Origin of the sequence: Sphingomonas sp. R86520 (genome assembly GCF_042466285.1) — a bacterium.
In the GTDB taxonomy this organism is placed as follows: Bacteria; Pseudomonadota; Alphaproteobacteria; order Sphingomonadales; family Sphingomonadaceae; genus Sphingomonas.
Genome location: NZ_JAXHBZ010000001.1, coordinates 3,746,502 through 3,769,739, shown reverse-complemented (window position 1 = coordinate 3,769,739; position 23,238 = coordinate 3,746,502). Strand labels below are relative to the sequence as shown.

The 23,238-nt window shown below is 66.6% G+C and carries 24 protein-coding genes and 1 tRNA gene; 19 read left to right on the top strand and 6 right to left on the bottom strand.

The window, feature by feature from the left end; genetic code table 11:
- Nucleotides 1–106: 106 nt before the first annotated feature.
- The 4 genes from SJY41_RS17415 to cobS form a co-directional block, all read right to left on the bottom strand.
- Nucleotides 107–1,207, bottom strand: a complete 1,101-nt coding sequence (locus SJY41_RS17415; RefSeq protein WP_380783473.1) for a PepSY-associated TM helix domain-containing protein — start codon at nt 1,205–1,207, stop codon at nt 107–109.
- 156 nt (nt 1,208–1,363) lie between these two features.
- Complete coding sequence (locus SJY41_RS17410; RefSeq protein ID WP_380783471.1) at nt 1,364–1,606, bottom strand: ribbon-helix-helix domain-containing protein; 243 nt, start codon at nt 1,604–1,606, stop codon at nt 1,364–1,366.
- On the bottom strand, nt 1,603–3,426 hold the full coding sequence (gene cobT / locus SJY41_RS17405; protein ID WP_380783470.1) for a cobaltochelatase subunit CobT: 1,824 nt from the start codon (nt 3,424–3,426) through the stop codon (nt 1,603–1,605). The genes SJY41_RS17410 and cobT overlap by 4 nt, the downstream gene beginning before the upstream one ends.
- 4 nt (nt 3,427–3,430) lie before the next feature.
- Nucleotides 3,431–4,435, bottom strand: coding sequence for a cobaltochelatase subunit CobS (gene cobS, locus SJY41_RS17400; RefSeq protein ID WP_380783469.1), 1,005 nt, complete (start codon nt 4,433–4,435; stop codon nt 3,431–3,433).
- A 182-nt stretch (nt 4,436–4,617) separates the two neighbouring features.
- Between cobS and SJY41_RS17395 the strand changes: the two genes are divergently transcribed.
- The gene (locus SJY41_RS17395) at nt 4,618–5,046 is read left to right on the top strand and encodes a VOC family protein (RefSeq protein WP_380783468.1); all 429 of its coding nucleotides are present in this window, start codon (nt 4,618–4,620) and stop codon (nt 5,044–5,046) included.
- 16 nt (nt 5,047–5,062) lie between these two features.
- On the opposite strand, the gene SJY41_RS17390 is transcribed toward SJY41_RS17395, so the two are convergent.
- Nucleotides 5,063–5,587, bottom strand: a complete 525-nt coding sequence (locus SJY41_RS17390) for a J domain-containing protein (RefSeq protein ID WP_380783467.1) — start codon at nt 5,585–5,587, stop codon at nt 5,063–5,065.
- A gap of 123 nt (nt 5,588–5,710) precedes the next feature.
- On the opposite strand from SJY41_RS17390, the gene SJY41_RS17385 reads away from it, so the two are divergent.
- The 6 genes from SJY41_RS17385 to SJY41_RS17360 all read left to right on the top strand — a co-directional run bounded on the left by SJY41_RS17385 (nt 5,711) and on the right by SJY41_RS17360 (nt 9,921).
- A complete protein-coding gene (locus SJY41_RS17385; protein WP_380783466.1) occupies nt 5,711–5,998 on the top strand; it encodes a BolA family protein in 288 nt (95 codons plus the stop codon).
- Entirely contained in the window at nt 5,998–6,720 is a 723-nt protein-coding gene (locus SJY41_RS17380) for a glutathione S-transferase (protein WP_380783465.1), read from the top strand. Before SJY41_RS17385 ends, SJY41_RS17380 begins: the two co-directional genes overlap by 1 nt.
- A complete protein-coding gene (locus SJY41_RS17375) occupies nt 6,717–7,163 on the top strand; it encodes an NUDIX hydrolase (protein ID WP_380783464.1) in 447 nt (148 codons plus the stop codon). The genes SJY41_RS17380 and SJY41_RS17375 overlap by 4 nt, the downstream gene beginning before the upstream one ends.
- Nucleotides 7,153–8,052: a pirin family protein gene (locus SJY41_RS17370; protein ID WP_380783463.1), complete on the top strand. Its 900-nt coding sequence runs from the start codon at nt 7,153–7,155 to the stop codon at nt 8,050–8,052. The genes SJY41_RS17375 and SJY41_RS17370 overlap by 11 nt, the downstream gene beginning before the upstream one ends.
- 187 nt (nt 8,053–8,239) lie before the next feature.
- Nucleotides 8,240–9,115 (top strand): alpha/beta fold hydrolase, encoded by an 876-nt coding sequence (locus SJY41_RS17365; protein WP_380783462.1) that lies wholly within the window; start codon nt 8,240–8,242, stop codon nt 9,113–9,115.
- 326 nt (nt 9,116–9,441) lie between these two features.
- On the top strand, nt 9,442–9,921 hold the full coding sequence (locus SJY41_RS17360) for an RcnB family protein (RefSeq protein WP_380783461.1): 480 nt from the start codon (nt 9,442–9,444) through the stop codon (nt 9,919–9,921).
- Between the two features lie 34 nt (nt 9,922–9,955).
- Here the strand turns inward: SJY41_RS17360 and SJY41_RS17355 are convergent, their stop codons facing one another.
- Nucleotides 9,956–11,056, bottom strand: coding sequence for a DUF2332 domain-containing protein (locus tag SJY41_RS17355; protein WP_380783460.1), 1,101 nt, complete (start codon nt 11,054–11,056; stop codon nt 9,956–9,958).
- 45 nt (nt 11,057–11,101) lie between these two features.
- Between SJY41_RS17355 and hisG the strand changes: the two genes are divergently transcribed.
- The 12 genes from hisG (at nt 11,102) to SJY41_RS17295 (ending at nt 23,193) form a co-directional block, all read left to right on the top strand.
- Nucleotides 11,102–11,767 (top strand): ATP phosphoribosyltransferase, encoded by a 666-nt coding sequence (gene hisG / locus SJY41_RS17350; protein WP_380783459.1) that lies wholly within the window; start codon nt 11,102–11,104, stop codon nt 11,765–11,767.
- Nucleotides 11,768–11,891: 124 nt separating this feature from the next.
- Nucleotides 11,892–13,187, top strand: coding sequence for a histidinol dehydrogenase (hisD, locus tag SJY41_RS17345; RefSeq protein ID WP_380783458.1), 1,296 nt, complete (start codon nt 11,892–11,894; stop codon nt 13,185–13,187).
- Nucleotides 13,188–13,397: 210 nt separating this feature from the next.
- On the top strand, nt 13,398–13,853 hold the full coding sequence (nusB, locus tag SJY41_RS17340) for a transcription antitermination factor NusB (protein ID WP_120300706.1): 456 nt from the start codon (nt 13,398–13,400) through the stop codon (nt 13,851–13,853).
- A gap of 111 nt (nt 13,854–13,964) precedes the next feature.
- On the top strand, nt 13,965–14,858 hold the full coding sequence (gene thiL, locus SJY41_RS17335; RefSeq protein WP_380783457.1) for a thiamine-phosphate kinase: 894 nt from the start codon (nt 13,965–13,967) through the stop codon (nt 14,856–14,858).
- 91 nt (nt 14,859–14,949) lie between these two features.
- The gene (locus tag SJY41_RS17330) at nt 14,950–17,106 is read left to right on the top strand and encodes a sodium-translocating pyrophosphatase (protein WP_380783456.1); all 2,157 of its coding nucleotides are present in this window, start codon (nt 14,950–14,952) and stop codon (nt 17,104–17,106) included.
- 184 nt (nt 17,107–17,290) lie between these two features.
- Nucleotides 17,291–19,252: an alpha/beta hydrolase family protein gene (locus SJY41_RS17325; protein WP_380783455.1), complete on the top strand. Its 1,962-nt coding sequence runs from the start codon at nt 17,291–17,293 to the stop codon at nt 19,250–19,252.
- Between the two features lie 263 nt (nt 19,253–19,515).
- Nucleotides 19,516–19,734 (top strand): translation initiation factor IF-1, encoded by a 219-nt coding sequence (infA, locus tag SJY41_RS17320; RefSeq protein WP_031441079.1) that lies wholly within the window; start codon nt 19,516–19,518, stop codon nt 19,732–19,734.
- An 81-nt stretch (nt 19,735–19,815) separates the two neighbouring features.
- Nucleotides 19,816–20,382, top strand: coding sequence for a Maf family protein (locus tag SJY41_RS17315; protein WP_380783454.1), 567 nt, complete (start codon nt 19,816–19,818; stop codon nt 20,380–20,382).
- Nucleotides 20,375–21,331, top strand: a complete 957-nt coding sequence (locus SJY41_RS17310) for a ribonuclease (protein WP_380783453.1) — start codon at nt 20,375–20,377, stop codon at nt 21,329–21,331. The genes SJY41_RS17315 and SJY41_RS17310 overlap by 8 nt, the downstream gene beginning before the upstream one ends.
- Nucleotides 21,328–21,501 carry a DNA gyrase inhibitor YacG gene (locus SJY41_RS17305; protein ID WP_380783452.1) on the top strand — a complete coding sequence of 58 codons (174 nt, stop codon included), beginning with the start codon at nt 21,328–21,330 and terminating at the stop codon, nt 21,499–21,501. The genes SJY41_RS17310 and SJY41_RS17305 overlap by 4 nt, the downstream gene beginning before the upstream one ends.
- Before the next feature lie 54 nt (nt 21,502–21,555).
- A tRNA-Phe gene (locus tag SJY41_RS17300) sits at nt 21,556–21,631 on the top strand.
- A gap of 77 nt (nt 21,632–21,708) precedes the next feature.
- Complete coding sequence (locus SJY41_RS17295) at nt 21,709–23,193, top strand: CHAD domain-containing protein (RefSeq protein WP_380783451.1); 1,485 nt, start codon at nt 21,709–21,711, stop codon at nt 23,191–23,193.
- Nucleotides 23,194–23,238: the final 45 nt, after the last annotated feature.

Below are 23,238 nucleotides of genomic sequence, written 5' to 3'. Positions count from 1 at the left end.
CGCGTGGGAGGGTGAGGGGAATGAGGCTCGGGACGCGAGTCCCAACTCCCCTCACCCTCCCGTCGCCAAGAGGCTCCTCCTTCCCTCTCCTCTGAGGGGCGAGGGACTAGGCGACGCCCGCCCGCCGCGCCGCCAGTTGCGCCTTCCACGCTCGCGCACGCCACCACATGATTACCCCGGTCACGGCCAGCACTGCCGGCAATATTCCCCCGAGGAAGATGATCGTCTGCCACAACGGGCCCATGTCGGTGCCGTCATGGATTCGCCGCATCCACCGCGCGACACCGCCCTGGACCCGCGCGGGCGCCGCCGTCGCGCCGCCGGTATCGTCCGCCACCTTCACGCTCACCGGCGCACCTTTGCCCTCGAACGTCACGGTCCAGTCGGCGCTGAGATCGGTCGGCCACGCGACGCTCCGCAGCGGCGCATCGCCGGCGACGCCGCGCGCCTTGCCGATCGCCACGTCGAGCGGTTGCGCCGGTTTGGCGAGTGGCTTCGCACGGGCCAGCGCCATGCGATCGGGCACGCCGCGCCCCGCCGGCCGCGGCCCGAAGACCTGCGGGAACGCGATCCATGCGCCGGTCAGCGACAGCACGAACAACGGCAGCGCGACCCAGAAGCCGAACAGGTGATGCAGGTTCGTGTCGGTGTTGCGATGCCGCCGGAACCGCAAGCCGCGCGTCCACCTGCCGATCGTCGGCCACCACAGCCACAGGCCGGTGAAGCAGGACACCATCATCGCGACACCGATCCAGCCGACGATCGTGCGCCCGACGCCGGGCAGTTGCAGGCTCCCGTGCAGCCCGTGGAGGAACCGGACGAGCCCGCTGTTCGACGGCGACACCTCCAGCACGCGCGCGGTCGGCGGGTCGAGATACACCATCGTCCGCTGGGGAGGTCCCGGCCGTACCGGGGCAGTGCCAGCGCTGGCCGCGACCACTACCGGCCCGCCATCCTCGGGCATCGTCAGCGAAGCGATCCGCTCGCCGTGCTTGAGCGCGGCCTGCGCCGCGACGAGATAGGCATCGGGATTAAACACCATCTTGCCCGAGACCGCATAGCGCGCCGGATCGACGATCCGGTCGAGCGCGTCATGCCACACCAGCGCTGCGCCGCTGAGCGACAGCGGGATGATCAGGATCGCCAGCACGAGCCCGATCCATTTATGAACCTGGAACCACGCCCGCCGCACTGCCAGCTTGCTCATTCGTACCATACTCCCTGTCGCGGGAGCGTGGCATGGCAGGCGGGTTCAAGTCCATCCGCACCGCACGTCGGCCAGTCCCGACGGATCGTCGAACGCTCGGGACCAGTGTCGTGCGCTCGCTCGCAACGCCGTGCGCCGGTCAGGAACGCCGTGGCGTTATCTTCCGGCGGTAAAAAGCCACGTTCGCAAGGCACTGGCGAGGTTGGGCGGGTTGTCGGCGGTTATCCTGATGGCATCGATTTCCGCCACCAATGCCGATAGCGGCAGACCCAGGCCTACCGACGCGGCCTCGATTGCCGCCCAGAACACCGGTTCCAGGCTGATCGACGTCTGGTGGCCCGCAATCGTGATCGACCGCTTTACCGGTCCGTGAAACCCGTCCGGCGGGGCGGCGATCACTCGGTATCGAACAGCGACGCGAGCTGTTCGATGATCGTGCCGCCGAGCTGCTCGACGTCCATGATCGTCACGGCACGCGCGTAATAGCGGGTGACGTCGTGGCCGATGCCGATCGCGACCAGCTCGACCGGCGACTTGCTTTCGATCCAGCCGATCACCTGGCGCAGATGACGCTCCAGATACGAGCCGGAATTCACCGAAAGCGTCGAATCGTCGACCGGTGCGCCGTCGCTGATCACCATCAGGATGCGGCGCTCCTCGGGCCGCGCGACCAGCCGCGCATGCGCCCACATCAGCGCCTCGCCGTCGATATTCTCCTTCAGCAACCCCTCGCGCATCATCAGCCCGAGCGAGTTGCGCGCACGCCGCCACGGCTCGTCGGCACGTTTGTAGACGATGTGGCGGATGTCGTTCAGCCGGCCCGGCTGCGGCGGACGCCCGGCGGCCAGCCACGTCTCGCGGCTCTGCCCGCCCTTCCAGGCGCGCGTCGTGAAGCCGAGGATCTCGGTTTTCACGCCGCACCGCTCCAGCGTGCGGGCGAGGATGTCCGCGCTGATCGCCGCGATCGAGATCGGACGGCCGCGCATCGAGCCCGAATTGTCGATCAGCAGCGTCACCACGGTGTCGCGGAAATCGGTTTCGCGCTCGGCCTTGTAGCTCAGTGACAGCGTCGGGTTGACGATCACGCGCGCGAGCCGCGCCGCGTCGAGGATGCCCTCCTCCTGGTCGAAATCCCACGATCGCGACTGCTGCGCCATCAGCCGTCGTTGCAATCGGTTGGCAAGCTTCGACACGGTCGACTGCAGGTGCACAAGCTGCTGGTCGAGATAGCCACGCAGCCTTGCGAGCTCGTCGGCGTCGCACAGCTCGGTGGCGGCGATCACCTCGTCGAACTGCGTCGTCCACGGCTTGTAGTCGAACGCGCCGCCCATGTCCGCAAAGGGACGGTTCGGGCGGACCGGCTGCATGCCTTCCTCGCCGTCGTCGCCGGGCTCGCCGTCGATGTCGTCCATCGACTCGTCGCTCTGTTCCTGGCCGTCGCTTTCCTCGTTCTGCTGCTCGGACTGTTCGCCGCGCGCCTCGACTTCGCCCTGGCCGTCCTCGCCCTGGTCGTCGCCTTCGTCGCCCTCGTCCTGCTGCTGCTCGTCGGTACCCTCGTCCTCGGAGCCGCCCTCGTCGCTCTCCTCGGGGACCTGATCGCCCTCGACCAACTCGAGTTCCTGCAGCATCTTCCGCGCAAGGCCCTGGAACGCCTTCTGGTCGTCGAGCGCATAGGCCAGCGCGTCGAGGTCGGTCTTGCTCTCGATCCATTCGCGCACCAGCGCGAGGCCGGGTGCGGCGATGGCCGGCGATTCCTGCCCGGTCAGCCGCTCGCGCACCATGAGGCCAAGCGCGGTCGACAACGGCACTTCATCGCGATTGCGCGCGCGCGTGATCGGGTCGGCGCGCAGGCGAACGTCGAGCGCGCGTTCGAGGTTCTCGGTGATCCCCGCATAACCGCGCGAACCGAGCGCCTCGACCCGAGCGGTCTCGACCGAATCGAACACCGCGCGCGCTACGGCCTCGGCGGGCGCCGCACGATTATGCAGCGCGATGTCGTGATGCTTCAACCGGAGCGCGAATCCGTCCGCGAACCCACGCGCCTCCGCGACCTGCTCCAACGGCAGGGCACGCGCGGGCATCGGCACCTTGATGTGCTTGCCCGACTGCGTCGGCGCATCGGCGGTGAACGCGAGTTCGACCTCCGGCTCCTCCGAAATCGCACGCGCCGTGCCGGCAAGAACCGCCTTGAAGCGATCGAGAGGGGTTTCGTTGGCCAAAGGCTTACGCCTTGCCCACCACGCTCTCGGGCAGGTCCTTGCCGAACACGCGCTGGTAATATTCAGCCACCAGCGAACGCTCCGCCTCGTCGCACTTGTTGAGGAAGCTCAAGCGGAACGCGAAGCCGACGTCGCCGAAGATCAGCGCGTTCTGCGCCCAGGTGATCACCGTGCGCGGGCTCATCACGGTCGAGATGTCGCCATTGACGAAGCCCTTGCGGGTCATGTCGGCAACGCGGACCATGTTCTCGACGACCTTCTTGCCGTCGGGCTTGTCGTATTCGCCCGACTTGGCGAGCACGATCTGCGCCTCGACCTTGGCAGGCAGATAGTTGAGCGTGACGACGATGTTCCAGCGGTCCATCTGGCCCTGGTTGATCTGTTGCGTGCCGTGATACAGTCCGCTCGTATCGCCGAGGCCGACCGTGTTGGCAGTCGCGAACAGGCGGAACCATGGGTTCGGGCGGATCACGCGGTTCTGGTCGAGCAGGGTCAGCTTGCCCTCGGTCTCCAGCACGCGCTGGATCACGAACATCACGTCCGGACGGCCGGCGTCGTACTCGTCGAACACGAGCGCGGTCGGGGTCTGCAATGCCCAGGGCAGCAGGCCTTCGCGGAACTCGGTGATCTGCTGGCCGTCCTTCAGCACGATCGCGTCGCGGCCGATCAGGTCGATGCGGCTGATATGCGCGTCGAGATTGATGCGGATGCACGGCCATTTCAGGCGCGCCGCGACCTGCTCGATATGCGTCGACTTGCCGGTGCCGTGATAGCCCTGGACCATCACGCGGCGGTTATGCGCGAACCCCGCCAGCACGGCGAGCGTCGTGTCGGCATCGAAGACGTACGCCGGATCGAGATCGGGCACGCGCTCGTCGGCTTCGGAGAAGGCCGGCACTTCCATGTCGGAATCGATCCCGAACATCTCGCGCACTTTCACCATGCGGTCGGGTGCGTCGAGGATCGTGGTCTCGCGGCTGTCGGGCTGGGTATTCGGGATATCGGTCATGTTGGCCTCGTGTTCCCGATAGCTCTAGTGCAAGCAAGGGGCGTTACTCAACCGCGACCTTTGCGGGCTGCGAGAAGAGTGTGACGAACTGCCCGGCGAGCGCACGGTTCCCTTCGCTCTGGACGATCGGCCGTCGCCGACGCATCCTCGACCACAGGATTCGCCCTGGAGAGGAGCCGATTGTGGCAAAGTTGATTTTTGTAAACCTGCCGGTTGCCGATATCGCGGCGTCGACGGCGTTCTACGAACAGATCGGCGCGACCAAGAACGCGATGTTCAGCGATGCGACGACGTCGTGCATGGTGTTCAGCGACACCATTCATTTCATGCTGTTGTCGCACGAACGTTTTCGGACCTTCACCAGCAAGGCGATCGTCGATGCGCGGGGGATGACCGAAGTGCTCACCTGCCTTTCCGAAGACAGCCGCGACGAGATCGACGCGCGGATCGCAACCGCGATCGCCGCCGGTGGCCGCGAGGATACCGATGCCGCGCAGGACTACGGCTTCATGTATGGTCGTCGGCTGGAGGACCTCGATGGCCACAGCATCGATCTGATGTGGATGGACGTCGAGGCCGCGGCCAAGGCCATGCAGCCCCCCGCCAACTGAGCGATATGCCTGGGCGTCAGGCGAACGCGGCTGCGCCCTTCAAATGCTGGTAGGCGGCGATCACCTTCTGCAGTTCGGCCTCGTGCGCACGGTCGCCGCCATTGCGGTCGGGATGATAACGCCGGACGAGCTCGCTGTAGCGTTTGCGCAGGGCCGTGCGGTCGGTGTCCGTGCCGAGCCCGAGCACGCGCAGCGAGCGCCGTTCGCCGTCGGACAGCACCCGGCCATCCTTGCGCGCCGCTGCCATCCGCTCGCCGAACCTTGCGCCGATCGCATCGATCGGGTCCGCGAAATCCGCCCATTTCGGCGGGGTGTCGCCGCCGCCATGCGCGAAGGCGCGCGTTTCGCGTTCCCAGCCCGCCATCGGGCGTTGGGCGTAGTGAATTTCGTCCGCGGTCATCCCGTCGAAGAAGTTATACCCTGAATTGAATGCACGGACATGCTCCAGGCAGAACCAGCGGAACTGCGGCGGCCCGCCGTCGCTAGGCCCCTCTAGTGGCGGCGCACGAAACTCACCGGGTTCCTCGCAGTCGCGCCACATGCAGACGCGCCCCGTCCCTTCCACGCGGCCGTGAAACCGCGGGCTGGGGCGTTCCTTGCGCTCTTTTCGATCCTCGTCCGCCACCGGCTCCCCGCGCTTTTCAAAACGGGCTATATAGGATCGATGACAGACCTCGCCACCGGCTCCGTACAGGACCAGATCACCGCCCGCCTCACCGCCGCGCTTGACCCCACGCAGTTGACCGTCATCAACGAGAGTGGACTCCATGCCGGCCATATGGGCGACGACGGCACTGGCGAGACGCATTTTCGAGTCGAAGTCGAAACGCCGACGTTCGAAGGCCTTAATCGTGTCGCGCGTCAGCGACTCGTGAACCAAGCGCTGGCCGATCTGTTGAGCACGCAGATACACGCGCTCGCCATCAAGGCCCGCGCCCCTGGGGAGCGCTGATGGCTTACAAACTCTGGTACTGGCCGACGATACAGGGCCGTGGCGAATTCGTCCGACTCGCGCTCGAGGGTGCCGAGATCGCGTACGAGGATTGCGCCCGCGACGCCGGCGAGGACGGCCTGATGGCCGATCTCAACGACCGCACCGGCCGCACGCCGTTCGCGCCGCCCTATCTCGAGCTCCCCGGATCGGACAGCGGGGCCCTGGTCATCGCGCAGGTCGCCAACATCCTGATGTATCTCGGCGAGCGCCACGATCTCGCGCCGTCGAAGATGGCCGACCGGCTGTGGCTCAACCAGCTGCAACTGACGATCGCGGACCTGGTCGCGGAGGTTCACAACGTCCACCACCCGGTCGCCATGATGGACTATTACGACGACCAAAAGCCCGAAGCCGCGCGCGCCGCCAAGCAGTTCCGCGCGGAGCGTATCCCCAAGTTCCTCGGCCATTTCGAGGATGCGGCGCAGGCCAATCCCGGCGACTGGCTGATCGATCACAAATGGACCTACGCCGACACGTCGCTGTTCCAGATCATCGAGGGGCTGCGATACATGTTCCCGCAGCGGATGAAGACGCTGGAGCCCGATTACCCGAACCTGGTCCGCATCCACGACCAGGTCGCGGCGCTGCCCGGCATCAAGGCGTATATGAAGAGCGACCGCCGCCTTGCTTTTAACACCGACGGAATCTTCCGCCACTATCCCGAGCTCGACGCGGCGTGAGAGCCGCGAGGCCGGCCGCGCGCATTCTGCTCGTCGATGCGCAGGCCCGCGTGCTGATGTTCCGCTTCACCCCCGACGATCGACCGCCGCTCTGGTGTACGCCTGGCGGTGCGGTCGATCCGGGCGAAACCTATGCCGCCGCCGCGCGTCGCGAATTATGGGAGGAAGTTGGCCTCGACATTGACTGCGGCCCCGAGGTTGCACGGCGGGTGGTCGACTTCCGCACGTTCGAAGGCATCGAGGTGACCGCCGACGAACGCTATTTCCGGATCGACGTGGATACGTGCGAGGTCGCGGCCGGCAAGCTCACCGAACAGGAGCAGAAGCTGCTCGTTGGTCACCGCTGGTTTTCCCGAAACGACATCGCGGGCCATGATGAAGTGATCTATCCTGCCGACCTGGTCGAATTGCTCGACATGACGGAGTCCCAAGATGCTCGATGATTTCGTCCTCCAGACGATCCTGCCCTCCACGCACGATCTTGGCGGGTTCAAGGTCCACCGCACGCTGCCGAACAAGGAACGGACGATGGTCGGCCCGTTCCTGTTCTTCGACCAGATGGGCCCAGCGCATCTCGGCGTCGGGCAAGGCATCGACGTCCGCCCGCATCCGCACATCAACCTGTCGACCGTCACCTATTTGTTCGATGGCGCGATCGATCACCGCGACTCGCTCGGCACGCAGGCGCGGATCGAGCCAGGCGCGGTCAACTTGATGACCGCAGGCCACGGCATCGTCCATTCCGAGCGCTCGCCCGGCGACGAACGTGCCGAGGGGCCGAACCTGTCCGGCATCCAGACCTGGCTGGCGATGCCCGAGGCGGTCGAGGAGATCGACCCGGCGTTCGAGCACGTTACCAAGGCGCAGCTGCCGACGATCGAGGCGCACGGCGCGCGCTCGCGGATCATCATGGGGAGTCTCTGGGGCCAGACCGCGCCGACCACGACCTATTCGGGGACGATCTACGCGGACATCGCGCTCGATCCGGGCGCGAGCGTGCCGATCGACGCCGCCGCCGAGGAGCGCGCGATCTATCTGGCGATGGGCGAGGCGACGCTAGAGGGCGTGAAGCTGGAACCGCAGGTGTTGTACGTGCTGCGCCCCGGCATTTCGGCGACGTTGCGTTCGGCGACTGGCGGCCGCGCGATGCTGTGCGGTGGCGACGCCTTCACGACGCCGCGCCACGTCTGGTGGAACTTCGTCAGCTCGAGCCGTGATCGTATCGAGCAGGCGAAACGCGACTGGAATGCCGGCAACTTCCCGAAAGTGCCCGGCGACGAGAAGGAATGGATCGAGATTCCGGCGATCCCGAAGACGGTCAGCTATCCGTAAGATTGGGGAGACACGGTAAAGTTCGTCGTGCAGGCCAGCCCCTCCCCCGACCCCTCCCGCAAGCGGGAGGGGAGATACGCCTTCTGCTCCCCTCCCGCTTGCGGGAGGGGTCGGGGGAGGGCATGATCCAGGGGCAGCGCGACGGGCAGGCCCTCCCCTAACCCCTCCCGCAAGCGGGAGGGGAACAATGACTGACCTGCAACGCATCGCGTTATCCACGGGCGTAGACCTCGACGTCGCGATCACCGGCGATCCGGCCAGTCCGCCGGTCATCCTCCTCCACGGCTTTCCCGAATCGCACCGGACCTGGCGCCACGTCGCGCCCGATCTCGCCCGCGATCACTATGTCGTCGCCCCCGACCAGCGCGGTTTCGCGCGGTCTTCCAAACCCACGGGCGTCGAGAACTACACGCCGGACAAGATCGTCGCCGACCTGATCGCGCTCGCCGATCACCTCAGCATCAAGACCTTCACGCTGGTCGGCCACGACTGGGGCGGCGCGATCGCGTGGATGGCCGCGCTCCAGCATCCGGACCGCATCTCGAAGCTCGTCATCATCAACGCGCCGCACCCGCTCGTCTTCCAGCGGACGATCTTCGACGACCCCGCGCAGCGCAAGGCGAGCCAGTATATCCGCCATTTCCGCGACACCTCGATCGACCAGGGACTGATCGGCGCGGGGCTGGAGAAATTCCTCGGCTCGACCTTCGCCAAGCATATCACGGGGACGATCGCCGGCGCCGACAAGGCCGCGTATCTCGACGAATGGTCGCAGCCGGGCGCGATGACCGCGATGCTTAACTGGTACCGCGCGAGCGCCATCGTGGTGCCCGACATGGACGAGACGCCGCCGCGCCCGGCGTATCTCGACGCGCCGTTCCCACCGACGAAAATGCCCGTGCTGGTGATCTGGGGCATGCAGGACACGGCATTGTTGCCGAGCCAGCTCGACCTTGCCGCGTATGTGCCGGACCTGACGATCGACAAGGTCGAAGCCGGACATTTCGTGCCGTGGCAAAAGCCCGACGCGGTGATCGCCGCACTGCGCCGCTGGGGCGTCTGAGCGGCGATACACCACCTAACGCGCACGCTCCCCTAATCCGTCATCCCAGCGAAAGCTGGGATCTCCCGGTTTGGGCCCCGGCACTCACCACGCTGAGATCCCAGCTTTCGCTGGGATGACGGGGGGCGGGGTTCGGGGTCGAGAGGCCGGGGTCGAGGGGCCGGGGGTCGAGGGGCCGGGGGTCGAGGGGCCGGGTCCGTCCGGGTCCGGCACCGAGCTGGTCACCTGTCTAAATCCTGACCACCGCATTCTGAAATCGTTCAGCGACGCGGGCGCAAAACTCCTCTCATGCCGCCAAGCGCGGCGTCGAACACAGGAGAGTCATCATGCGAAAGATCATCCTCGCGGCCGTCGCTGCCGCCACTCTGGTCCCAACGATCGCGACCGCGCAGAGCTACGGCGAAGTCCGCCGCGACAACCGCGAAGTCCGCGAGAGCCGGCGCGATCTGAACGACGCGCGTCGGCGCGGCGACCGCGGCGATATCCGCGACGCGCGCCAGGAACTGCGCGAAGACCGCCAGGAACGCCGCGAGGATTGGCGCGACTATCGCCGCACGCACGGCAACGTCTATCGTCGCCCCGCCTATGTCGGCCCGCGCGGCTATAGCTATCGCCCGGTAAATGTCGGCTACCAGTTCGCGCCGAGCTATTATGGCCGCCAATACTGGATCAACGACTATCAGACGTATCGCCTGTCGCGCCCGGCCTACGGCTATCAGCGCTGGGTCCGCTACGGCCGCGACGTCGTCCTGGTCGACACGCGCAACGGCCGCGTCGCGCAGGTCAATAACGGCTTCTTCTACTGATCAGGCATGCCGGCCGGGAGCGATCCCGGCCGGCTCACGCCTTCTCGTACGCCCCACGCCGCATGACGTAGTCGCGTGTCTCGTACGGGGCGGCGAGCCCCTCGACCCAGGCACCATGCGCGTGAGTCAGCGCCACCAGTTCCATCGCCCGTTCGCCGGGCCAGCCACGCATGCGGACTTCATGCCGGTGCAAATCGCGGTTCGGCTCCATCATCACCCAGCCGAGCGGTCGCGCCGCCGTTGCCCGAGCGCCCGCCGCATCCATCGCGACCCGGATCCGTTCGCGCGACGCCGGTGGCAGATATTGCCACACCACCGAATGCATCAGCACGCGCGTCATCCCGGCCGACTGCGGTTCGGCGAGCCGCGCCTCGACCCAGTCCGCCGCATCGCCCGTCGTCAGATCGACGCCGCCGTCGCGCACCATCGCGATCGCGGTCGCAAGTCGCGCCTGCCGCTCCGCCGCGTCGACCCACACATACGCTTCCAGCCGCTTACCCGCCGCCGGATCGGACAGGTCGAGCGGATGAATATCGACACCGCGTGTCGACTCGATCGCGACAGGCGCAGCGGGCGGCGTCTCGCCCCGCCATTCGGGTCGGATCGTCACCGGCGACTCGACGGGGCCGACCATCACGCCGCCAAGATCGAAGCGATAGCGGTCGATCAACAGGTTCAGCCCGGCGCTCGATCCGATCTCCAGCACCTCGAACTTCGGCCCGTAGCGCTTTGCCAGATGCAGCAATCCGGTCATCAACCCGGCCGATCGCCCCGCTTCGTTGGTCTGCGGCGGACCGTCGAGCCACGGCAGCAGCGCCGCATCGTGCGCGACGAGCGTCGCCTTCACCGTTGTCAGAACGTTCGCCGGATCAGTCTCTTCGCCCGAAAATACGGCTGAGAGTGCCGGGTCGCCCCCCTTTCGGTGGAGCGCGTGCAACCCGCCCATGAGCCGCAACGCCAGCGCATCCGCCACCGGTTCGCCTGGCCAGTCGAGCACCCGCCGCCCCGTCTCGCTGTCGCGATCGAGCGCCTCGGCCAGCGCCGTGCAGACCCGCGCGGTGATCGGCGCGTCCATCACGGTGCAATAGCCCGCCTGGATGTCGAACGCCGCGCGGTTCGCTGGTTCATTTGCCATGCGCAGTTGTTGCACCCGCCAAGCCCCCCCCGTAAAGCCCGGCGCGTGCCAGACTCCCAGATCATTATCGCCGTCCCCAAGGGACGCATCCTCGCCGAGGCCCTGCCGTTGCTCGCGCGCGCCGGAGTGCATCCCGAAGCGGCGTTCTCCGACGAGAATTCGCGCGCGTTGCGGTTCGCGACCAACGATCCGGCGATCTCGCTGATCCGCGTCCGCGCATTCGACGTCGCCACCTTCGTCGCGCACGGCGCGGCGCAACTCGGCATCGTCGGGTCGGACGTGATCGCGGAGTTCGGCTATTCGGAACTGTACGCGCCGGTCGACCTCGGCATCGGCCACTGCCGGCTGTCGGTCGCCGAACCTGCCGAGATGGCGGCGCAGGATGATCCGCGCGGGTGGAGCCATGTCCGTGTCGCGACCAAATACCCGCATGTGACGGCCGCGCATTTCGCGGCCCGCGGCGTGCAGGCGGAATGCGTGAAGCTCAACGGCGCGATGGAACTGGCGCCGACGCTCGGCCTCGCGCCGCGCATCGTCGATCTGGTGTCGTCGGGGCGGACGTTGCTGGAGAACGGACTGGTCGAGGTCGAGACGATCATGGAAGTGACGAGCCGGTTGGTCGTGAACCGCGCCGCGATGAAAACGCGCAGCCGGGTCGTGCCACTGGTCGAGGCGTTCCGTCGTGCGGTCGAGAAGGAAACGGCGGCATGACCGCAAACCTTCTGCTCCCCTCCCGCCTGCGGGAGGGGTCGGGGGAGGGCACGCCCGCCCCGATCGTACCGTGCGCGGCTATGTCATTCCCTCCCCTAACCCCTCCCGCAAGCGGGAGGGGAATGTGATCCGCCTCGACACCACCGACGCCGACTTCGCGACCCGCTTTACCGCGCTGGTCGAAGACCGTCGCGAGTCCGACGCTGGCGTCACGCAGGACGTTGCCGCGATCATCGCCGCCGTCCGCCATGACGGCGAAACCGCGGTGCGCGACTTCACGCGGAAGCATGATCGCCACGACCTGGAAGCCACGGGCTGGCGGATCGACGCCGCCGATTGCAAGGCGGCGTTCGACGCGCTCGACCCAGACCTGCGCACCGCGCTGGAACTCGCCGCGACCCGCATCCGCGCGTATCACGAGAAACAGCGTCCGCTCGACAGCGACTCGGTCGACTCCGCAGGCGTCAGGCTCGGCGCGCGCTGGCTGCCCGTGGACGCCGCCGGCATCTACGTTCCGGGTGGGCGGGCCGCGTATCCCTCGTCGCTGCTGATGAACGCGATCCCCGCCAAGGTCGCCGGTGTCGGCCGGCTCGCGATGGTCACGCCGACCCCGGACGGCCAGATCAACCCGCTCGTCCTTGCCGCTGCGCACCTCGCTGGCGTCGACGAAGTCTGGCGCGTCGGGGGCGCACAGGCCGTCGCCGCGCTTGCGTACGGCGCGGGCCGGATCGAGCCGGTCGACGTCGTCACCGGCCCTGGCAATGCCTGGGTCGCCGAGGCCAAGCGCCAGGTCTACGGCGTCGTCGGCATCGACATGGTCGCCGGCCCCTCCGAGATCGTCGTCGTCGCGGACACGCTCAACGACCCCGAATGGACCGCCGCCGACCTGCTCAGCCAGGCCGAGCACGACACGACCACGCAGTCGATCCTGTTCACCGACGATGCCGCCTTCGCCGACAAGGTCGCGGACGCCGTCGACCGCCAGTTGCGCGACCTCGCCACCGAAGCCGTCGCGCGTGTCGCGTGGGAGACGAACGGCGCGATCGTCGTGGTCGATACGCTCGACGAGGCGATCCCGCTGGTCGACCGCCTCGCCGCCGAGCATCTCCAGTTGGCCATCCCCGACCCGCAAGCGTTCTTCGACCGCATCCGCCACGCCGGCTCGGTATTCCTCGGCCGCTACACACCCGAGGCGATCGGCGATTACGTCGCTGGTCCGAACCACGTCCTCCCGACGGGCCGTCGGGCGCGGTTTGCGAGCGGGCTGTCGGTGCTCGACTTCATGAAGCGCACCAGCTTCCTGGCTTTGGACGAAGCGGCATTGCGCGAACTCGGGCCGGCGACGGTCGCGCTCGCCAACGCCGAGGGACTGCCTGCACATGCAAAATCAGTGGCTTTGCGGCTGCGGCTCAACAGTTAGATTGGTTCACGCGGAGGCGCGGAGACGCGGAGGTGTCGACCTTGCCGCGTAGCGGCCCTTCAATCACTAGCGGATGAGGAGATCGAAGCGGCTGCGCCGCACGCAACATCTCCGCGCCTCCGCGCCTCCGCGTGAACAAACCTTCTTGCCGTTCCGTTCGAAACGCAAAGGGCTGACACACAGGCCCCCCGCGCCTACAGGCAACCGCTTATGACTCGAACCGCCCCCCGCACCAAGGCGCGTGCCGCCGCGCGCCTCGCCGCCGTCCAGGCCACGTACCAGCACGAGATGGAAGGCACCGCGATGCCCGTCCTGCTCAACGAATTCCACCAGCACCGACTCGGCGCGACGATCGAAGACGTCGAATATGCCGAGGCCGACGTCGATTTCTTCGATGACCTGGTGAGCGGCGCGAACGCGCGGGCCGGCGAGATCGACGTACTGATCGAGGGCAAGCTGGCCAAGGGCTGGACGCTCGCTCGCCTCGACAAGCCGATGAAGGCGATCATCCGGGTCGGCACGTATGAACTGCTTGCGCGCCAGGACGTGCCGGTTGCCGCCGTGATCAGCGAGTATGTCGACGTGGCGCACGCGTTCTACGACAAGCGCGAGTCGGGCTTCGTGAATGGATTGCTCGACGGCATCGCGAAAGAGGTGCGGGCGTAACCTCCCTCTCCCCTTCGGGGAGAGGGTCGGGGTGAGGGGCTGCCAAGCAGTGCGGCGCCTGGAACAGCCCCTCACCCCAGCCCTCTCCCCGGAGGGGAGAGGGAGCTAAGAATGACCGAAGCCGAGTTCATTGCGGCCTTACGCGAACTCCCGCTGCATCCTGCCGCGCGTAGCCTCAATGACGACACTGCGCTGCTCGACGCCGGCCCGCTCGTCGTCACCACCGACACGCTTGTCGAAGGCGTCCATTTCCTCCCGACCGATCCCGCGCAGGACGTCGCGTGGAAGCTGGTCGCGACCAACCTCTCCGACCTCGCCGCCAAGGGCGCGACGCCCGAGGGCATCCTCCTCAACTACCCGCTGGGCGACGACGCGTGGGACCGCGCCTTTCTCGAGGGGCTCGCGGACGTCCTGACGACATTCGACACGCGCATCATCGGCGGCGACACCGTCACGCTTCCCGCGAACGCCCCTCGCGTCCTGACCGTCACCGCGTTCGGGAGCGATGCCGCAGCGCCCGCCCGTAGCGGCGCACGTGAAGGCGATGCGCTCTACGTCACCGGCACGATTGGCGACGCGGGCGCAGGGCTGGCCATCGCGCTTGCAAAGCAAGGCCCGGCCGAGCTCCTCGCTGCCTATCGCCGTCCGCAGCCGCGGCTCGCCGACGGGCGCATCCTGGCCCCGCATGTCCATGCGATGATGGACGTGTCCGATGGCCTGCTGATCGACGCGTCCCGCATGGCGCTAGCCAGCAACCTCGCCGTCAGCGTCGACCTCACGCGCATCCCCCTTTCCGAAGCCTATCGCGCCTTCTCAGGCGACCGCCTCGCCGCAGCCACGGCGGGAGACGACTACCAACTCCTCTTCGCCGCGCCCGCAGAGTTCGTCACCGATGCCACCCGCATCGGCGCGTTCTCGAGCGGCTCAGGCCTTACCTTGCACGACGCGGGCGTACCCGTGCTGCTGCCGCCAAGTCTCGGCTACGAACACCGTCCGCGCGGATAGCTTGCGCAATGCCCCTGCACTGATAGGTTCCTTACATCGGGACTCGGCAAAGCCGGGACCGGAGAGGACCTGAAAAGAGGGATAGCGCCGTATGACGACCGTCTATTTGGCCATGATCTGCGGCGTGATCGCCGTCCTGTATGGTTTCGTCACCAGTCGACAGGTGCTTGCCGCCTCCCCCGGCAACGAGAAGATGCAAGACATCGCCGCCGCCATCCAGGAAGGCGCGAAAGCGTATCTCGGGCGGCAATACACCACGATCGCGATCGTCGGCGTGATCGTCGCGGCGATCCTTCTCTTCACGCTCGGCTATATCTCGACGGTCGGCTTCGTCATCGGCGCGCTGCTGTCGGGCGTCGCCGGCTATGTCGGCATGAACATCTCGGTCCGCGCCAACGTCCGCACTGCCGAGGCCGCGCGGACGTCGCTGCAATCGGGCCTGACGATGGCGTTCCGATCGGGCGCGGTCACCGGCATGCTCGTGGCGGGTCTCGGCCTGCTCGCGATCAGCGCGTTCTTCTGGTACCTCACCGGCCCCGCAGGCCATGCCCCCAACGACCGGATCATCGTCGAAGCGCTGACCGCGCTCGCGTTCGGCGCGTCGCTGATCTCGATCTTCGCGCGATTGGGCGGCGGCATCTTCACCAAGGCGGCGGACGTCGGCGCGGATCTCGTCGGCAAGGTCGAGGCGGGCATCCCCGAGGACGACCCCCGCAACCCCGCCGTCATTGCGGACAACGTCGGCGACAATGTCGGCGATTGCGCAGGGATGGCCGCCGATCTGTTCGAGACCTACGTCGTCACGCTCGGCGTCACGATGATCTCGATCGCGCTGCTGATCCAGGCGAGCGGCGCCGAGCTGATGCGGCTGATGACGCTCCCGCTGCTCGTCGGCGGGGTGTGCATCGTCACCTCGATCATCGGCACGTACATGGTGCGGCTCGGTAGCGGCAGCATCATGGGCGCGCTGTACAAGGGCTTCTTCACCTCGACGATCCTGTCGATCCCGGCGATCTACCTCGCCACCAAATATGTGCTGGGCGACCTCCACCGCGTGATCGGCGGTGCCGGCTTCCTCGATCCCACCACCGACGACCTGACCACGCAGGCCGCGCCGTCACTGACACAGAGCTTCACCGGGATGGACCTGTTCTGGTCGATGATGATCGGGCTTGTCGTCACCGGGCTGATCGTGTGGATCACCGAATATTACACCGGCACCAACCACCGCCCGGTCCAGTCGATCGCCAAGGCGTCGGAGACCGGTCACGGCACCAACGTCATCCAGGGCTTGGCGATCAGTCTCGAATCCACTGCGCTGCCGACGCTGGTGATCGTCGTCGCGGTGATCGTCGCGTACCAGCTCGCCGGGATCATCGGCATTGCGTTCGCCGCCACCGCGATGCTGGCCCAGGCCGGCATGGTCGTCGCGCTCGACGCGTACGGTCCCGTCACCGACAACGCGGGCGGCATCGCCGAGATGGCCGGCCTGCCTGACGACGTCCGCCAGCGGACCGACGCGCTGGATGCGGTCGGCAACACCACCAAGGCCGTGACGAAGGGCTATGCGATCGGCTCGGCGGGTCTCGCCGCCCTCGTCCTGTTCGGCGCGTACACGACCGACCTTGCGACGTACTTCCCCGATGTCACGGTCGATTTCAGTCTCAGCAACCCGTACGTCATCGTCGGGCTCCTCCTCGGCGCGCTGCTCCCGTATCTGTTCGGGGCGTTCGGGATGACCGCGGTGGGTCGCGCAGCGGGCGCGGTCGTCGAGGAAGTCCGCGAGCAATTCCGCAACAACCCCGGCATCATGCTCGGCACCAGCCGCCCGGATTACGCCCGGACGGTCGATCTCGTCACCAAGGCGGCGATCCGCGAGATGATCGTGCCCTCGCTGCTGCCAGTACTGTCGCCACTCGCCGTGTATTTCATCATCACCGCGGTCGCGGGCCAGGCTGCCGGCTTCGCCTCGCTCGGCGCGATGTTGCTGGGGGTGATCGTCTCCGGGCTGTTCGTCGCGATCTCGATGACGAGCGGCGGCGGCGCCTGGGACAATGCCAAGAAATACATCGAGGACGGCAACCACGGCGGCAAGGGCTCCGAGGCACACAAGGCTGCGATCACTGGCGACACGGTCGGCGATCCCTACAAGGATACGGCGGGCCCCGCGGTGAACCCGATGATCAAGATCACCAACATCGTCGCGTTGCTGTTGCTCGCGGCGCTGGCGGGTGGCGGAGTGGGCTGACTGTATCGCGCCCGTCCGGGAACACCGACCGATCCCGACGATCGGGAGGGCGGGCGCGAATCATCCAAAATCGATCGGCTCTCGCGGAGCCACGACCGCCCGGCCTTCGCTGGCACTTGCTCCTGCGACCGAACGCGGTAGCGTGGTCTAGCGGTCGTCGGGGGACGACGGGGGGAGAGTATAGATGAGGTGGCGTTCGTGTCTGCTGGCTGGCGGAATAGTACCGGCGATCGTTGTCGCACAGGCCGCACCGCCTAAAGCTGCGACGATCGAGGCGCCTGCCCCGCCAGCGACAACGGCACCGGTCGCCGTCGAGACGTTTGCCAAGCTGCCCGGCATGGAAAACCCGAAACTCTCGCCCGATGGCACACGCATCGCAGCGAAGATGGCGATAAACGGCCAGCAGGTGCTGGTGGTCGCGCCGCTGTTCGAAGACAAGAAGGCCAGCGCGGTCCGGGTCGGTGCGAGCGTCGACATCAACTGGTGGCGCTGGGTCGGCGATGACTGGCTGGCGGTCGGCGTCGGCTCGCAGGACATGCTGTACGGCGAGGAAATCTACATCACGCGGACGTTGGGCGTGAAAGCCGACATGACCAAGGTCAACCGGATCGACTGGACGCATTCCGGGGTTCGCGCGGACGATGTCCTATGGGTCGCCCGCGATGGCACCCCGCGCATCCTGCTGTCGCGCCAGACCGGCATCGAAAGCGAAAGCCAATGGTACCCGCAGGTCGCCGAAGTCGATCTGTCGACCGGCCGGACCAAGACGGTCGCCGGCAGCCAGGCCAACGTGTTCAGCTGGTATGCCGACGGCGCCGGAACCGTCCGGATGGGCTATCGCTACGATGACGACAGCCGGAAAAGCGCGCTGCTGTACCGCAGCACCAATCGCGACGCCTTCAAGGTCATAGCGTCGGCGCGCGGCAGCCAGGATATCGTCATTCCCCTGACATTCCGCGCCGACGGCACTGCGATCGCAACGGACGATTCGAACGGCCGGGACGAAGTGTTCGAGGTGTCGCTGCCCGATCTGAAACTGGGCAAGAAGGTCTATGGCGCGGATGGCTACGACGTCGACGGCGTCGTCGAGAACGCGACCGGCGACGACGTCGATGGCATCACCGTCACCGATCGCTTCGGCCATATCGTGTGGCTGAACCCGGCATTGAAGGAAATCCAGGGCTCGATCGACAAGGCGGTCGGAGCGCGGCGCGCCCGGATCATCTCCTGGAACAGGAGCCGGACGCGGTTCCTGGTGCAGGTAGGTTCGCCGTCGCAGCCCGGCGCGCTCTATTTCTACGACCTCGCCAATGGCACGATGCAGCGTTACGCCTGGCAGAACGACGTCCTGAAGGCACGTTCGCTGTCGCCGGTATCGACCATCCGGTACAAGGCACGCGACGGCGTCGAGGTGGAAGCGCTGCTGACGCTGCCGCGGGGCCATGGTCCGAAGAACCTGCCGCTGATCGTGTTGCCGCACGGCGGGCCGTTTGCCCGCGATTCCGAAGACTGGGACTGGTGGGCGCAGTATCTCGCAGAGACCGGCTACGCGGTCGTCCAGCCCAATTACCGGGGCTCGTCGGGTTACGGTACCGCGTTCGCCAAGCTGGGCGAGGGCCAATGGGGCCTGAAGATGCAGGACGACCTCGACGACGCGGTCACGCATCTGGCCAAACAGGGTATCGCCGATCCGAAGCGGGTGTGCATGGCGGGCGCCTCCTATGGTGGCTATGCGGCGATGCGCGCGGCGCAGCGCAACGGCGTCGGCGCGGCAGCCCAGTATCGATGCGCGATTTCCTACGCCGGTGTCTCCGACTTGCAGGCGATGCAGAACTACGACGGCAAGTTCCTGTACGGAAAGACTCGAAGCGACTGGCTGAAGAAGCAGGCCCCGGACTATCGCAGCGTCTCGCCGCGCTTCGGTGCGGAAACCTTCTCGATTCCTATCCTGCTGTTGCACGGCAAGGAAGACAAACGCGTTCCCGTCAAGCAATCGCGGATGATCGCCGCAGCGCTGAAACAGGCCGGCAAGCCTTACGAGTATATCGAACAGCCGCTCGGCGATCACCATTTCACGCGTGGCGAAGACCGGCTGGAGTTCCTGAAGGCGATGGGAGCGTTCCTGGCAAAATATAATCCGGCCTAGAGGGGTGAACCGCTCGTAAGGCGCAGGAAGGCCTGTGATCGCCGATAATCAAGATGTTCGGTATGACCCCGACCCTAGGCAGCGTCCTTCCGGAAAGCGTGTTCTGACACGGACCTTGTTTCTCGCACCGAGAAGACCGACATCGGGTATCTCAAGTGGACGTGGGCATCGGGCGCACGGCTGCGGTTCGGCCGCGCTTCCCTTTTACGCGAACCTGCGGTAAGGGCGCTCGTCCCGAAATTCCCCCAATTCAGAGATTATATTTGGCCAAGGAAGAACTGCTCGAGATGCGCGGCCGCGTGGTGGAATTGCTCCCCAACGCGATGTTCCGGGTCCAGCTCGAAAACGACCATGAGATTCTCGGTCACACCGCCGGCAAGATGCGCAAGAATCGCATCCGCGTGCTGGTCGGCGACGAGGTGCTGTGCGAACTGACGCCTTACGACCTGACCAAGGGTCGCATCACCTACCGCTTCAAGTAAGCCCGTGGGTGCCGTGGCACCCGCCGCTTTACATCATGAGGCAGGCGTTCGTGCGCCTGCCGCTTCAATGACGAGGCACCTGTGCTGGTCCTAGCCTCTTCCTCGCCGCGCCGCCGTGACCTGCTCGCGCGGCTTGGCGTTGTGCCGTCCCGCGTGGAATCTCCCGACATCGACGAGAACCCGCGCAAGGCCGAACCGCCCCGCGCCTACGCGCTCCGCCTCGCGGTCGAGAAGGCGAGCGCCGTCACGCGCGCCGAGGGCGAGATCATACTCGCCGGCGACACGACGATCGCGCTCGGCAGTCGCATCCTGCCGCCCGCCGACACCATCGAGGTTCAGCGCGACCTGCTCGGCAAGCTTTCCGGCCGTCGTCATCATTGCCTGTCCGCGGTCTGCGTGATCGATGCGAACGGCAAGGTGCGAACGCGGATCGCCGACACGATCGTCGCATTCAAGCCGCTCTCGCTCGCCGAGATCGACGCGTATCTTGCGTGCGGCGAGGGCCTGGGCAAGGCCGGTGGCTACGCGATCCAGGGGCGCGCCGAGGCGTTCGTGCGCTTTCTGTCTGGCAGCCATTCGGGCGTCGTCGGACTTCCCCTGTTCGAAACACGTGCGCTGCTGAAAACCGCAGGCGTCGCGCTTGCCTGAAGCCGGGCTCGTCTGGCTTTACGAAGCCGGCATAGGCGAGTCACGCGCCGCGCTGGTCGAGGACGACCGGATCGTCGAAGCCGCGATCGAGCTCGACGATGGCACGCCGAGGGTCGGCCTGGTGGTGCGCGCCCGGCTCGTCGAGCTGCTTGCCGGGCGGCGTGGACGTGTCGCGTTCGATGGCGTGGAGGCATTGGTCAACCACCTTCCGGCCGGCATCACGCAAGGCGCCAGCCTGACCGTCGAGATCGTCCGCGAGGCTATCCCGGAAACGGGTCGCGCGAAGCTCGCCAAGGCGGTTGCGACCGACTTGCCCCCCTGCCCGGCGCCGACACTGTACGAGCGCCTCGTCGCGACCGGTATCCCCGTGCGCAGTCCCCGCCCGCACGAGACCGACGCGCTGGAGCAGGCCGGGTGGTCCGAACTGCTCGACGAGGCGGTGAGCGGGGAAATCGTCTTTCCGCTCGGTGCGCTGCGGTTATCGCCGACCCCTGCCATGACGCTGTTCGACGTCGATGGCGCGCCGCCGCTCGAGGCTCTGGCGCTCGCCGCGGCACGCGCCGTCGCGCTGTCGATTCGCCGTCACGGCATCGGCGGTTCGATCGGCATCGATTTCCCGACATTGTCCGGCAAGGCGCCGCGCATCGCGGTGGCTGCGATGATCGACGACGCACTGCCGCAGCCGTTCGAGCGCACTGCCGTCAACGGCTTCGGCTTCCTTCAGATCGTGCGCCCCCGCCCCCGCGCCTCGATCCCCGAGATCCTTCGCAACGACCGCGTCGGCGCCGCGACCCGTGCGCTGCTCCGTACGCTCGAGCGTACGCCGCCGACCGCGTCGCGGCGCCATAGCTTGCCGCCCGGCGTTCATGCGCGGCTGATCGCACGCCCCGATTGGGTGGCGGAACTTACCCGGCGCACTGGCGTCGTCCATGAACTGGAGAGCGCATGATGTCCGTAAAATGCCCGATCTGCGACCAGCCCGCGGTGCCCGAATACAAGCCGTTCTGCTCGAGCCGCCACCGCGACCGCGATCTGTTGCAGTGGCTCGGGGAAGGCTATCGCATTCCCGGACGGCCAATCTCGCAAACGGGGCTGGACAGCGCCGAAGACCCCGACTAAACGCGCCCTTCCGATCGCAAGATCGGTCCTTCATCCGATCCCAGATCGGACGATGCCCGGATAGCTCAGTTGGTAGAGCATGCGACTGAAAATCGCAGTGTCGGCGGTTCGACCCCGTCTCCGGGCACCATTTCTTCTTCAGCCTGTCTCGTCGGTCTGTCTGACCGCCCGCTTGGATCCATTCGTCGGATCGACGATTGTCCGGTGATGAGTATCGCGACCAAAACCCGCCAGACCGCGTGCGACGACACCAGCGAGATCGAGCTCAAGCTTGAAATCGAGCTCGCCGCGATGGACGCGTTTCGCGCCAATGCCGTGTTGGCGGGGACTGCGTTCAAGGACGTCGAGCAGCTTTCGACCTATTTCGACACCCCCCAGCACGACCTTCGCAAGGCGAAGATATCGCTGCGCGTGCGCAAGATTGGCGAACGGCATGTCCAGACCGTCAAGGTCAGCGGCAGTGCCGCGGCGGGTCTGTTCGCTCGTCCCGAGTGGGAGCGAGACATAGCGGGCCCCCTGCCGGAACTGGACGCGGAGTCACCGATACGGACACTCGTTGGCGCCGACATTCTTGCGAGGATCGTCCCGGCGTTCACCGTGACGGTCACGCGGCGCCAATGGCTGATCGAGCAGGATGGTGGAACCGTGGAACTCGTCGCGGACACCGGTTTCGTCGCGGTTGGCGAACGCACGACGGCGATCTCGGAAATCGAACTGGAACTGAAGAGCGGACCACCGACCGCGATCTTTTCGCTAGCGCGCCTGCTCGATCGTGACGTCGCGCTTCGGCTCGGCGTACTGACCAAGGCGGAGCGCGGCTATCGCTTGATGGAAGCGGCGATACTCGGCGCGGAGAAGGCGGAGCGGCTCGAACTTGCGTCGGACGCCACCGTGGCTGAGGCGTTCGAACGGATCGTCGGCGCCTGCCTCCGGCATTTCCGTCTCAACGAGACCCTGCTCCGCCGGGAGCCGGGTCCGGAGCCGCTGCATCAGGCACGGGTCGCGCTGCGACGGCTGCGCTCTGCGCTCTCGATATTCAAGCCGGTCGTCGCCGACGCCCGCTTCGTCCACCTCGCGAGCGACCTCAAATGGCTGGCGGGAACGCTTGGCACCGCACGCGACCTGGACGTCATGCTGGCAAGACTGGCACATCCGGACGCACGATTGATCGCCGCGCATGCCGAGGCCTACGCTGACGCGCTTGCGGCACTGGATTCGAAACGCACGCGGGACCTGATGATCGACATCGTGGAGTGGACCGCACTGGGCGCGTGGCGGGTGCATCCCGCTGACCCGGGAGAGGTCCAGCAGCCCGCCATTCGATTTACCGGCGATGTCCTGGAATCGCTCCGTCGACGGATCAAGCGCCGTGGCGACGGTCTCGTCGGCCTGGAAGACGATGCCCGACATCGCGCGCGGATCGCCGCGAAGAAACTACGCTACGCAACCGGGTTCTTCGAGACGCTTTATCCGGGCAAGAAGGCGCATCGCCGGTTCAAGGCGTTCGTCAAACCGTTGGAGGCGCTGCAGGAGCAGCTTGGGCTCCTGAACGACATCGCGACCGCACCTGCGCTGCTCGCGCGTTTCGATCTGGATGACGGCGAAAGGATTTCGCTGGAAGACCGCGAGAAAATATTGGCGCGGGCGGCCGACGCCTATGGACGACTGAAGGATGCAAAACGCTTCTGGTGACCAGGTCGCCTACTCCGTCGCGGGCCGCCATACCTATCCGTCAAC